The sequence below is a fragment of the Saccharothrix sp. NBAS 001 genome (assembly GCF_056640475.1).
Window position 1 is genome coordinate 10,076,374 of record NZ_CM153251.1, and the last position, 11,900, is coordinate 10,088,273.

Annotated in this window: 12 protein-coding genes; 4 read left to right on the forward strand and 8 right to left on the reverse strand. The window is 68.3% G+C overall.

The genetic code is table 11. From position 1 onward, the window contains the following. Positions 1-120 precede the first annotated feature (120 nt). The 3 genes from AC0HI0_RS45780 to AC0HI0_RS45790 are packed head-to-tail and all read right to left on the reverse strand — an operon-like array spanning position 121 to position 3,155. Positions 121-1,320: a tyrosine-type recombinase/integrase gene (locus AC0HI0_RS45780; protein WP_480934541.1), complete on the reverse strand. Its 1,200-nt coding sequence runs from the start codon at positions 1,318-1,320 to the stop codon at positions 121-123. After that, entirely contained in the window at positions 1,320-1,535 is a 216-nt protein-coding gene (locus AC0HI0_RS45785; protein WP_480929709.1) for a helix-turn-helix transcriptional regulator, read from the reverse strand. The genes AC0HI0_RS45780 and AC0HI0_RS45785 overlap by 1 nt, the downstream gene beginning before the upstream one ends. Before the next feature lie 12 nt (positions 1,536-1,547). Continuing rightward, positions 1,548-3,155 carry a replication initiator gene (locus AC0HI0_RS45790; RefSeq protein ID WP_480929710.1) on the reverse strand — a complete coding sequence of 536 codons (1,608 nt, stop codon included), beginning with the start codon at positions 3,153-3,155 and terminating at the stop codon, positions 1,548-1,550. Between the two features lie 41 nt (positions 3,156-3,196). Here AC0HI0_RS45790 and AC0HI0_RS45795 point away from each other — a divergent pair, with 41 nt between their 5' ends. Then, on the forward strand, positions 3,197-3,487 hold the full coding sequence (locus AC0HI0_RS45795) for a CPCC family cysteine-rich protein (protein WP_480929711.1): 291 nt from the start codon (positions 3,197-3,199) through the stop codon (positions 3,485-3,487). A gap of 5 nt (positions 3,488-3,492) precedes the next feature. Here the strand turns inward: AC0HI0_RS45795 and AC0HI0_RS45800 are convergent, their stop codons facing one another. The 5 genes from AC0HI0_RS45800 to AC0HI0_RS45820 form a co-directional block, all read right to left on the reverse strand. After that, entirely contained in the window at positions 3,493-4,959 is a 1,467-nt protein-coding gene (locus AC0HI0_RS45800; RefSeq protein WP_480929712.1) for an FtsK/SpoIIIE domain-containing protein, read from the reverse strand. A gap of 369 nt (positions 4,960-5,328) precedes the next feature. Then, a complete protein-coding gene (locus tag AC0HI0_RS45805; protein WP_480929713.1) occupies positions 5,329-6,039 on the reverse strand; it encodes a hypothetical protein in 711 nt (236 codons plus the stop codon). Next, positions 6,008-6,331, reverse strand: coding sequence for an AMED_5909 family protein (locus AC0HI0_RS45810; RefSeq protein ID WP_480929714.1), 324 nt, complete (start codon positions 6,329-6,331; stop codon positions 6,008-6,010). Before AC0HI0_RS45810 ends, AC0HI0_RS45805 begins: the two co-directional genes overlap by 32 nt. Next, positions 6,328-6,618, reverse strand: a complete 291-nt coding sequence (locus AC0HI0_RS45815; RefSeq protein ID WP_480929715.1) for a hypothetical protein — start codon at positions 6,616-6,618, stop codon at positions 6,328-6,330. Before AC0HI0_RS45815 ends, AC0HI0_RS45810 begins: the two co-directional genes overlap by 4 nt. After that, a complete protein-coding gene (locus AC0HI0_RS45820) occupies positions 6,615-7,082 on the reverse strand; it encodes a hypothetical protein (protein ID WP_480929716.1) in 468 nt (155 codons plus the stop codon). The genes AC0HI0_RS45815 and AC0HI0_RS45820 overlap by 4 nt, the downstream gene beginning before the upstream one ends. 216 nt (positions 7,083-7,298) lie before the next feature. Between AC0HI0_RS45820 and AC0HI0_RS45825 the strand changes: the two genes are divergently transcribed. From AC0HI0_RS45825 to AC0HI0_RS45835, 3 genes are all read left to right on the forward strand, one after another. Then, on the forward strand, positions 7,299-8,141 hold the full coding sequence (locus AC0HI0_RS45825; protein WP_480929717.1) for a GntR family transcriptional regulator: 843 nt from the start codon (positions 7,299-7,301) through the stop codon (positions 8,139-8,141). Next, positions 8,138-8,842 carry an HAD family hydrolase gene (locus AC0HI0_RS45830; RefSeq protein WP_480929718.1) on the forward strand — a complete coding sequence of 235 codons (705 nt, stop codon included), beginning with the start codon at positions 8,138-8,140 and terminating at the stop codon, positions 8,840-8,842. The genes AC0HI0_RS45825 and AC0HI0_RS45830 overlap by 4 nt, the downstream gene beginning before the upstream one ends. Before the next feature lie 1,550 nt (positions 8,843-10,392). Then, the gene (locus AC0HI0_RS45835) at positions 10,393-11,352 is read left to right on the forward strand and encodes a tyrosine-type recombinase/integrase (protein WP_480929719.1); all 960 of its coding nucleotides are present in this window, start codon (positions 10,393-10,395) and stop codon (positions 11,350-11,352) included. Positions 11,353-11,900: the final 548 nt, after the last annotated feature.

The following is an 11,900-nucleotide window of genomic DNA, read 5'->3' on the forward strand; positions in this document are numbered from 1 at the left end:
GCCCTCTGAGTTGACATAGGCCCAGCTCAGAGGGCGTTTTGGCGTTTCTGGTGGTGATCATGCTCATGATCGTTCCTTTCGTTGCTTGGGGACCACCTGGGGACCACGTCTCACGATCTCTCACACGGCCCGGAGGTTCGGGCGTCGTGGGGACCGGAGGTGGGCGGAGAGCAGGTCGCCGGCGTCGGTGACCGATCGCTTGTCCGGGTGTAGGTAGCGCTGGGTTGTGCTCAGTGAGCCGTGTCCGGCGATGCGCTGGAGATGGTGGACAGGCACGCCGGCGTCGGCCATCCACGTCAGGCCGGTGTGCCGGAGACTGTGCCGACGGAGCTGTTCGTAGCCCAGCGCGTTGACGATGTCGTCCCAGTGGGTTGCGTCGCGGAGCACGGCGGTGGAGATGCGTCCGCCGCGTGGTCCGGTGAACAGTCGGGCGTCCGGCTTGTTCCCGACCCGGTCGATGGCGGTCTGCACCAGGGGCCGGATTTCCTCGATCAGCGGCACGGTCCGGGCGCGCTTGCCTTTGGTGCCTTTGTCGATCAGGCCGCCGGGGGAGGTGGTGGTCTGTCGCCGGATGCGCCATGTCCAGTCGGTCGTGTTGATGTCGCCGACGCGGCAGCCGGAGACTTCGCCGATTCGTGCGGCGGTGCACGCGGCGAACCGCACGACGTTGCCCCAGCCCCGGAAGTTGCCGTGCGACCGGTCCACGAGCGCATCGGCGAGTTGGACGAGGGTTTCCCAGTCCGGCAGCGCGAGCGAGCGCGGATCGTCCAGTTCGTCTTCCGCACGGGCGTACTCGCGCTGCCATCCGTTGACTCGTGCCGGATTCCGGTCCACCAGTCCGTCACGCAACGCCTGTTCCATGATGCGGACGAGTGGGGCGATGCTGTTCTTCACGGTGGACCGGCTGCATTCGTCCGCGATCCAGGCGTGCACCGCCCGGTCCACGACGCCGTTGCTGATCATGCGCACCGGGATGTGGCCGAGCGTCGGTACGACGCGTTTGCGCCAGCCGGCCATGTACGGATGCATGGTCTTGGCTTCCAAGCCGCGCATGGCCAGTTCCATGTTGGCGTTGCCGTAGTCGGCCAGGTTCATCGTGGCGATGTCCGGATTGACGCCGCTGGCCGCAGCGAGCACCAGGATGTCGAGCCACCCTTGTGCCTCCGGTTCGGTAAGGAAGGACTCCGACTTTGAGGGTCGGTCCTTGGTGATGGGGTCGATCCAGCGCACCCGGGCCTTGTACGGCTTGGGCCGGTTGGGTCGGTACTCGATCCCGGTGGACAGTCGCACTCCGATGGGGAGCTGAACGGGTTCGCTCATCACGCGGCCTTCCTCGGATCGACACGGCGGCTGAGTAGCCACTCCTCGACGTCGCAGGCCGCATAGAGCGTCACCCGCGTGGTCAGTTGGATGAAGGGAGGCCCTTGAACGGGCCGCGCCGTACGCCAGCGCCTGAGCGAGGAGCTGTCGACCCCGAGCAGCGTCGCGAGTTCCTCGGTCGTGTACCAGAGCCCTTCGAGTATCGGGTGATGCATCTTTCCCCCTGGTCAGGCCGCTGCGGATGGAGTTGCCGAAATTTCGGGCGGCAGACTGCCTCCCGCCAGCAAGGCCCGGTCGTACTCGGCCTTCCACGTGACGCGTTGGGCGATGGCGTGCATGAGCAGGTGCGCCCGTGGCGGCACGTTCGGGTCACCTGGCTTGACCCTGTGCCAGGACAGGTGCGAGGTGTCGTGTTCGGGCTTGTCGATCCCCACGGCCTTGAGCGCTTCCAGGACGAACCGCTTCCGGTCGGCGCGGTGGTCGGCGAGCGTCTTGCCTGACCACCTCCGTGACACCAGGACCCGCCGGCCGGGCAGCCCCAATGTGGTGCGGCGGTGTGCCCGTCCTTTGCAGTGGCCGGGGATGGTGCGGGAGCCGGCGGCGCGTGGTTGAACGCCGTAGAGCAGCCAGACCGCGCACCGGTCCGAGCACGGGGTCACGGCCAGCTCGTCCGCCAGGCGGTCCGCGTGCCGGCGCTGCCGTTCGGTGGTCTGGGAGACGACTTCGCCGATGGACTTGGTCAGGTACTTGGTGAGGTAGCCGATGTGGCGTCCGGCTTCTTCGGTGCCGCCGAGGATGCCCTTGGAGTGGACCTGCCGCCCGAACCGGACCACGTGCGCCGGCTCGTCGGCGGCGGACACCGCGTCATCCCACGCGGTCAACGGACGCCGGGTGTCCGGGTCCACGAACACCGCCCGGTCCGCGTCCCACACCGGCAGCCGGCCAGTGTCGTAGACGCGGTGGTCGTGGTTGGGCCACCACACCTGGTGGTAGGTGGCCGCCGTGACCAGCCGGATGGTGTCGTGCGGGACCGAGCCGCGGAATGCCGCGTGCAGGTGTGGCGCGGCCCGCCGCTGCGGTTCGACGGTGGCGAAGTACTGGACCTCCCAGCCTGCGACCCGCCGGAGGTTCTGCCACCACCGGTCGACCAGGGACGCGAAGTGCACCGCGTCCCGAGCCGCCCGCCGATAGTCGTAGGAGTCCGGGTCGACCGGGGTGCCGTCGTCGCGGACGCGCCCGTAGCTGTCCAGGGTGAGCGTGACGAACATCGAGGGCCGGTAGCCGCCCGCGTACTCCCGCCCCACCGTGCGCTTCTCCACCCGCCGCCGAGGCAACTCCGGCGCATCCTGCCGCCGCCTGGTGGACCGTTTCACCGGCCGCTTGCCGGGCACGTCCGGGGAAGGGAGCCGGCCCCGGACGCCGAGTTGCCGAAGTTCTTCGTCCACCCCGTGGATCTCTTCACGCAGCTCGTCCGCGTCGCCGGCAGCCCCCAATCCGACCGCGTCGCGGTATGCCTTGACCAGATCCGCCCGGAACGTCAGCAGCTCCTTCTGGTCCGTCGACGGCGGGTCCGGGGTGAAGTCGGGTTCCTCGGTGAGGTGCCAGCCCTCACGGCACTGCGCCATCCGCAACGCCTTGGCCTTGCGCGCACACGGCGCACAGACGCTCTCGACCGTCGACCCGCACGGCACCGCCACGTACCGGACCTCGAACGCCTCCCGGTCCTCCACCTCCATCGTGAACGGCCGCACGCACACCCCGTGCTGTTCGGCCGCAGCCTTGGCCACGTCGAGCGCCATGGGCTGACGCATCCGTTCCGCCCGAGTGCCGTTCATGCCGCCACCTCTGTCCGGCTCCCTGTGTGACCATGTGCGTCGTGTCCGAACTGCCGCCGAACTACGCCGTGTCCGACCCCGACACGGGCTTCATTGCCTGCCCGTGTTGCGGCTACCCGACCCTGGGCGAGCGGCACGGCTGGGAGATCTGCGCCATCTGCTTCTGGGAGGACGACGGGCAGGACGACCACAACGCCGACCGGCCCTCGCCTCCGAACCACCGCATCACCCTCACCGAGGCCCGAGCGAACTTCGCCCGATTCGGTGCCTGCGAGGAGAGCGCCATCAAGCACGTTCGCCCATCCCGAGAGAACGAGCGGCGACTGCGCTAGCCAGTTCACGCCGCCACCCCCTCAGCGCCACCGGGCTGTGTCGGGAACGTCCGCACCTCTGCCGGCTGGAAGTAGTCCCGCAGCACCGCAAGATCGGCGTCGGTGACGTGGAAGGCCCGAGCCCGCTCCGGCTCCCGTTGCCCGTCCTGTTTGACCCAGGCGACGCCGGGCGTGCTCTCGCCGATCTCGTGCGCCGCTGCACCCCGCTGACGAACACCGTCCCCAAGGACCATGTCGACCTGTTGCGGCTCGTCCAGCCGCAGCGCGACCCGAGTCGTGAACAGGTGCCGGAACGAGACGACTTCCTTACGCGGGTCCTGCACCAGCCCCAGCAGCACGTACCCCGGTGCCCGACCCTGCGAGGCGATCGTCTGGACAGCCCGAGCCGCCCGCTCCCGGAGCTGCTTGTCCGGCTGGTAGGCGATGACGTCCGCCAACTCGTCCACTACCAGGACCGTCAACGGCTCCCCGGAATCCCGAGCCCACAACCGCCGGATCCCCCGGTACCGCGAAGCCCGCTCCTTGACCTCGGCCGCCACTTCCTCCAACAGCTCGACCACGTCAGCGCCGTTGCCGAACACCAACCGGTCGAACGCGTCCGGACACTGCCCCAGCTCCATACCGCCCTTCGGGTCGATGCCCACCAGGCGCACGAGCCCGGCCCGGACCGCTGGCGCGAGCTGCCACACCAACGACCACAACACCGACCCCTTACCCGCCCCAGGCACCCCGACCACCAGCACCTGAGACCCGAGCAACCGCAACCGCCACGGCTTGCCGGTCTCCGTCCGCCCGACCACCACCCGCCTGAGGTCGACATCCACACCGTCCAACACGGGCACCGGCAACGGCCGCACCAACGGATCCGAGTGCACGAAATCCAGCTCAAGCAACCGCGGCTTCAACACCCGAACCCGACACGACCGAGCCCCGAACGAATGCGCCAACCCCTCCCGCCGCAACTCCCACGCCTCCGGCGACTGGGCGGGCACCATCCGCACCCGGACCCGATCCCGCCACCCCTCGGACCGCACCCGACGCAGCCGAGGCCGGTACTCACGCCCGCGATCCCGCTTCGCCAACTCCGCGAGCCGCATCACCGACCGCCACCGGGGCACGTACACCGTCGCCCGCCGCCACTCGGTCAACACCCGGAACCAGCAGTGCCGCAGGAACGACTCCCGCCCCAACCCGGCCCAGATCGTCAGCCCCGCCACCACCGACAACAGCCCCAACACCACCGGCGAGACCCCGAACCGCAACGAGCACCAGGCCGCCAGACACGGCACCCACACCGCCACCGGATACCGAACGGCGACGAGCACCAGGCGCACGACACCGACCACCAGCAGCCACCCCAACGCCACCAACGCAGCCAGCCACTTCGCCTTGCCAGGCACCAAAACCCACCACGGCACCCGAGGACGAACACCCTCGAACGGAGCCGGATCAACCCACTTCCCGCCGTTCATCGCGCACCACCCATCGGCGCGAAGATCAGCGACAACCACCCCAGGCAGCCGCAACAGGCGAGCTGGTTCGGCGCGAACACCCCGAACCGCTTGCACCGTGAACACCGCCGCCCGTTGGGCAACTTCCACACGTCCGAACGGGGTCGACTTGACGAGCGGACCCCCGCAGCCACTACCCTTGACATGACCGGAACCCCTTGTGTGTCAACAAAAGCGCGCGAGAAACCCGGTCGGTGTGTCGTCGGGGAACAGCCTCAGCCCGCCAAGACTCGGACTGTTTCCCGCGACCCCACCAACAGGTCAGTGATCGTCTTCAGTTGTGCCGACGACAAAGGGCGGGCACCACCCAGCACCCGCCCCGTCGCCCTATCAGTCGTTGTCCTCGAACCACCCGGTCCACACGTCGACCGCTTCCGCCGTGAGCCGGTACCGGCACCACCTCGGCTGCCCGTCCCGACGCAGCTCCGCCTGGCGTTCCGCGTGCCCGGCCGCCACCAGGTCCCGGCAGACCAGGCTCACGCCCGCGATGGCGTAGCCGGTCGTGCGCGCGAGTTCGGAGAGTCGCCACTCCCAATCCGCGCCGTCGACCATCACCCCGACCACACGCTCCAACGTCGAGAACGCGTAACCCACCGGGTGACTTCGCCCCCGCTGTCCGGCGTCCAACCGGGCACCCATCACCCTGGCCAACGCGATCGTGGGTTCCCGAACGGGCAGCAACAACGAGCCGCCGGCCTTCTTCCGACGCCCGGCCCACAGCGCCACCCCGTCCGGCGTCAACCGGTAGAAGAACCGGGACCACGACGACTCGTCATCAGGGCCGACGAGCTGGATCGTCAAGTGCCCCAACGCTTCCAGGTCCCGGCAGACCATCCGCACCAACGAGTGGCTCAACCCCGACTCCACCCGCAGCTCCCGGAACGACGAGTCGCCACCCGACCGCGCGAGCAACACGTCGACCACGGCCGCACACGCCCGACCCGAGTAGCCCGCCCGGTGCAGGCTCTCCAACGGCAACCCCGTCCGGACCACCTGGCGCAACGACCGCCTACGCCGCCCCTTCCCCTCCACCACGGCCACCCCGCTTCCCCATGCCGTCCGCAGAGGACCGGTGCCCGCCCGTCAGTTCGATCCGGTCACCGTTGGCACGCTCCCGCGAGATCCAGTAGAGGGCTTCGTGGTGGTGCGCCCGATCCACCTCCGCGATCCGCTCGTAGACCTTCACGCTGTGCTCGTAGAACGCCTTCCACTCGGCCGGCGCGGCGTCCGGCGCCGGCACCAACTTCCCCACCGCCCCGTGCGCCTGCCCCAACGTCTCCGCAGCCATCGCCGCCGCCCACAGATCGGCCTTCGCGCCTTGTGCCTTGTTCATCCCGTGCCCTCACCCGGCTCGGCAGGTTCCACGCGGCGCAGCTCCATCCGTGCCCGCCGCTCGAACTCCTCCGCAGCGACGGAACAGGCGTGACGAGCCCACAAGGGCACCGCCAGATCAGCGGCCAGGATCCGCCACGCCACCGCCACCGCCGCGTAACCAGCGGCCAACCGAAGCACCGCCGCCGACTCGTCCACGGTGGACGCGGCGAACATGGCTTCGGTCTGCTCCGCGTACGCGAGATTCCAACGGGCGACCGCCTCACGCGACGGCCGCGCCCCGGTCACGCCGCCTTCTGCTCACTCTGCGAGGGCTTCTCGCCCGACCGCCGAGGAGCCGCAGAACCACTCTGCGGCGACACGATCCCCGTAGCCCGAACCGTGAACCCCTGGTACTTGTACCGATCCCCCATGACGCGCGGCTCCACCGAAAGCCCCTCGAACGCCACCGGCCGCACCTCGACACCGGGCATCACCTGCACGGCCTGCGGCGGCACCGGCTGCACGTCCGCCAGCACGACCACCGTCACCGACGCGTCGCGCTCCTTCTCGGCGGACGGGTCGGTCACCACGACCTTCCACTGACGCTTCCCAGTCCGCTCGTCCACCCGCTGCTTGGCCTGCTTGCCCCGCCCCTTGTCCTCCGCGCTCATGTACTCCATGTCCGGCGCTACCTCCCCGACCATCAGCGCCCCCATGGGAAACACCTGGTCAAACGCTGCGTCGAACCGAGTCCCGTACGGAACCGCCATGCCTGGCCACCTCCATCACCTGGCTAGCCCGCCTGTACGAGCTAGACAACTCACAAAGTAAGCCAGCCTGGCTAGACAAGTCAAGCGGCCAGGCTTCGTCACGACGTTTCCGCAGGTGAACTAGCTCCCTAGGCGAGCTAGACAAGTCGCCTACCCTGGGCAACACGAGGAACCTGCGTACAGATCTGTGCGCGACCGAGGGAAGCGAGAGCAGCGATGGCACTGGACCCCGACGACCCGCGACCGCCGTACGTGCAGGTGGCGAACGCGCTTCGGGCCGCCATCCTCACCAAGGTCTTCAAGGCCGGCGACAAGCTGCCCTCGCGCGCCGAGCTGGCCAAGAAGTACGACGTGGCCCCCATGACCGTGCAGAACGCTCTGCGCGAGCTGCGCGACGAGGGCCTGATCGTGTCCAGGCAGGGGAGCGGCGTCTTCGTCAGAGAACGCACCGAACGCCCCATCGGCCTGCGCCCTCACATCGAACGGGCCTTCGAGCAGGACCACGTCACGATCGACTTCGCCGGCTTCTCCGGCGAAACCCTCCACGGCGTCCTACAGGAACCGCTGGACAAGATCCGCATCGGACGCCTCACCCCGCAGGCACTCCACGTCCGCATCCTGGTCCCCGACCCCACCGTCCCGTGGACGGTCCCCTGCACCGTCGAAGACCGGGCCGACAGCCCCGCCTTCCGCGAACGCGCAGCCGAGATCATGCGCCGCCACACCCTCGCCATCCTCGACAACGTCGAGGAACTCGGCGCACTCGGCCTGGTCAAGGACGCCACCGCCGAGGTCCGAGTCCACCCCGCCGCCCCACTCTTCAAGCTCTACCTCATCAACAACAACGAAGCCTTCTTCGGCTTCTACCCCGTCCGCGAACACGTCCTCTCCCTCGGTGGCCAACCCCAGGCCATCTACGACCTCATGGGCAAAGACGCCATCCTCTTCCACCACAGCACCACCGACGACGACACCAGCACCGGCAGCCAATACGTCGACCAAGCCCGCACCTGGTTCGACAGCCTCTGGAACACCATCGCGACGGAGTACCAGCGGTGACCGGTCGGCTGTCCGAGCCGGACGACCTGCGGCACCTCCTCGCGGACACCAAGGCCCTGCTGCTCGACTTCGACGGCCCGGTTTGCTCGGTCTTCGCCGGTCTCCCCGCCGACACCGTCGCCAGCCAACTCCGCGACATCTTGCGCGATGGCGGACACGCCGACCTGCCCCCCGAGGTCGACAAGACCGACGACCCCTTCGACGTCCTCCACTACTCGGCCAATCTCGCCCCCGACGAGGCGGACCACGTCGAAGCCGCGTTGCGTGCGCACGAACTCGAAGCCATCCGGTCCGCCACCCCGACCCCAGGCGCACACGACCTCATCCGCCGTTGGCACGCCACCGACAGACCTTTGGCGATCGTCAGCAACAACTCCGCCGCCGCCGTCCGCGCCTACCTGCACCTGCATGGTCTGGCGGACCACCTGGACCTGATCTCCGCCCGCACCACCGCAGACCCCGCATTGCTCAAGCCCAACAAGCACCTGGTCACCGAGGCCGTTCACGCCCTCGACCTCCCCGCCGCGGTGGCGACCCTGGTTGGCGACTCGATCACCGACCTCCACGCCGCCCGCTCCGCCGGGACCCGGTTTGTCGGCTACGCCAACAAGTCAGGCAAAGGTGATCTGTTCACCGCCGAGCACGCCGACGCCGTCACATCCCGGATCGAAGACCTGCACGACGCCATCTGCCAGGGATAGCTGCCGAACTTGGCTCTATGGGATCAAGGCGAGCCGCCGCCGGCGGCTCGCTGTGCGGCACCTCCCGCTGACACCGCCCACCGTTGCACCGACTCCCCGCACACCGGCACGCCGGGCTCCCGCTTCGCTCCGCCCAGCGGCCGGGCACGGAGCCGGTGCACGTGGCCGGGTCAGCGAGCCGCCGACAACGGCCAACCACGACCGCCACCAGGCCCCGGAAAGCCCGATCGGCAACGAGCACCAGGCCCACGACGAGCCGGTCACCCTGCCCATCGGACCCCCGCGCGTGCGGGGAAGGCTGTAAGGCTTGGACACCCTTGCCGGTGATGATGGGACCACCCCCGCGCGTGCGGGGAAGACCTGATCCCGGCAGGCAAAACGATCATGGGCGGCGGACCACCCCCGCGCGTGCGGGGAAAACCCCACGAGCAGTCCTCGGGCACGGCGAACACGTTGGAGCACCCCCGCGCGTGCGGGGAAGACACTTCCCGACCAGGGGCTTTACGCCACCAACTTCCCGTTTTCATTCGGTTCACTCCGGTGCCGAAAACCTTGGTCGACACCGCAACACTATCCGCCACTCGACTACCGCCGGGCCGTCACTCCCCAGCCCCACATGCGCAGCGAACGCGGGCTCGTCCCCAGGAGGCCCAGGATCCTTTAACACCGGGCCGCCGGCATCAAGGGCGCTACGCGTCGCTGCGCGATGGCCTACGGCCACCCTTGACACCGACGACCCGGCGCTAACTGCGGCAAGGGCCGAGGGACGGGGGGCGAAAAGCCCGCTCGGACCACCGGAACCGATGTCGACAGGCGGAAGGCGAGGGGTTCAAATGACCCGGACCAGGAACACCAACACGGACCAGCTCGCACTGTGGGGCCGCTACCACATGCAGAACCTCATCACCGCCCACACCAGTCGCCCGCCGCGACGGCCCCGACCGCAGATCGTTAGTAGTCCGCCGGTTTCGGTATCGGTCCACCCCGCCCACGTCCCCGCTCCCCGGGTCGAACTCGCGCCTGTCTTCCTTAGCCCGGTCCACCTCGCCCCAGTCTTCAGTGCACCCGCCTGTACGACGACCTTTCCGCCCGCCCGTCGCCCACAGCGGAGTCGAGCCGCATTCGCGATTGCCTTTCATGCGGCAACGCAGCTTTCCCAGGTACGACCCCGGTGCCCACTAGACACCGCGATAAGGAGTCGACGCCGTCGGCCCGGTCGCCGATGCGCTACTTGACGGGTTGTCATGTGGCCGCTGCTAGAAAAGTGCTGGTCGCTGGGGACCACGCGGGGACCACACGGTGTGCACGGAAGCGAACGACACGCTGGTCGACGAACTTCATACATGATCAATACATGGCCTCTGACCTGTAAAAACGACTACCTCGACGTCCTGGGGGTCAAGGGGTCGCAGGTTCAAATCCTGTCGTCCCGACGGCCAAGAGGGTCTTCGCAGGTCAGATACTGCGGAGGCCCTCTTTTTGTGATCTTGGGATGTTCGGACGGGTCAAGCACGCCGCTCAGCGACACCTTGACTCGGGGAGTTTCCGTCATGCCCCTGCTGGACCTGGACAAGATCACCGCCGACCTGTCGAAGACCTGGTCGGGCTACCTCCGCGACTGGGACCGGACGTTGCGTTCGGCCGGTCACCCGGAGACCACCCGCTACAACTACCTCCTCGCGGCGGCCCAGCTCGCCCGCTATCTCGGGGAGCATTCGCCGGACCCGGAGTCCGACGACGCGGCCGAGGACCCGTGCGAGGTCTCCCGCGCCCACGTCGAGCACTTCCAGGCGTGGATGATCGAGACCCGCTCCGGAGCGACCGCCCTGAACAAGCACAAGGGGTTGCAGCAGTTCTTCCGGTGGCTCCGCGACGACGAGGAGGACATCGACCGCTCCCCGATGGACCGCGTCAAACAGCCGAAGACCACGAAGAAACTCATCCCGGTCATCCGCGACGACGACACGAAAAAGGTCCTCGGCACCTGCAAAGGCAAGGACTTCGTCGCCCTGCGCGACGAGGCCCTGATCCGCCTCTACTACAACACCGGCGCCCGTCTGTCCGAAGTCGGCAACCTCACCCTCGCAGACCTCGACCTGGACACCAAGTCGATCCGCTACCGCGGCAAAGGCGACAAGGACCGCCGGGTCCGTTTCGGCCCGAAAACCGCCCGCGCCCTGTCCCGCTATCTCCGGGCCCGCGCCAAACACAAAGCCGCCGACCTCCCGGACCTGTGGCTCGCCGAACGCGGCATCCGCCGCCTGGCCCCCAACGGCATCAAGATCATGCTCAAACGCCGCGGCCTGGCCGCCGGCCTGACCGGCGTCCATGCCCACCGCTGGCGCCACAATTACGCCCACGAGTGGAAACGCGCCGGCGGCGACACCGGCGACCTCATGCTCCTGCTCGGCTGGGCCTCGGAGGACATGCCCCGCCACTACGGAGCCAGTGCCGCCGCCGAACGGGCCCAGGAAACCCAACTCCGGATGGGCATCGGCGAACGCGTGTAGGCGGACCGTGCCGCCTGTCGTGTCACGGAGACCGGGGTCCGGCCTCGACGTGTCGAAATCCGGCGTCGTGCGGGCGGAGCCCGGTCGTTCCTCTCGGGAGTGACGCGCGGCGACGGGTTCCGACGTGTTCCCGTCGCCGCCGGGTCGGTATCGATCTCGATCGTCGTCCACATTCAAGTCGCGCTGTGCTCCGAGGTGTCGGCGATCCGCATGAGTTGACCGGTTCGATCCGATTCGAATATGCCACTCCGAGGGTCGGGTGCTGGGCTTATGTCGTCGATGACCGGCGGTCCGGACCGTTGACTCGAAGATCGATCCGACTTGTTCTGGCAGTAGATACCCCCTTGCGCCGAAAGGTGGGCTCCGCGCGTTGAGCGGTCAGGGTTCGGAGGGCGGGTTCCGCACTTGCCGCCGATCAAGGGGTGGAGTTGCCATGCGAACGTGGAATGTGGATAAGGTGCATCACCTACCGAATCGCCGGGTCGCCAGTGGTTATGTCGGTGGGCGATGGAACAGCCGAATCGAGCTAGTGGGTTGTGGCACTGTCC

Excerpts from the sequence above, each read along its gene's own strand:
- AC0HI0_RS45780 (WP_480934541.1), bottom strand. The coding sequence starts at position 1,320 with ATGAGCGAACCCGTTCAGCTCCCCATCGGAGTGCGACTGTCCACCGGG.
- AC0HI0_RS45785 (WP_480929709.1), bottom strand. The coding sequence starts at position 1,535 with ATGCATCACCCGATACTCGAAGGGCTCTGGTACACGACCGAGGAACTC.
- AC0HI0_RS45790 (WP_480929710.1), bottom strand. The coding sequence starts at position 3,155 with ATGAACGGCACTCGGGCGGAACGGATGCGTCAGCCCATGGCGCTCGAC.
- AC0HI0_RS45800 (WP_480929712.1), bottom strand. The coding sequence starts at position 4,959 with ATGAACGGCGGGAAGTGGGTTGATCCGGCTCCGTTCGAGGGTGTTCGT.
- AC0HI0_RS45810 (WP_480929714.1), bottom strand. The coding sequence starts at position 6,331 with ATGAACAAGGCACAAGGCGCGAAGGCCGATCTGTGGGCGGCGGCGATG.
- AC0HI0_RS45820 (WP_480929716.1), bottom strand. The coding sequence starts at position 7,082 with ATGGCGGTTCCGTACGGGACTCGGTTCGACGCAGCGTTTGACCAGGTG.
- AC0HI0_RS45825 (WP_480929717.1), top strand. The coding sequence starts at position 7,299 with ATGGCACTGGACCCCGACGACCCGCGACCGCCGTACGTGCAGGTGGCG.
- AC0HI0_RS45835 (WP_480929719.1), top strand. The coding sequence starts at position 10,393 with ATGCCCCTGCTGGACCTGGACAAGATCACCGCCGACCTGTCGAAGACC.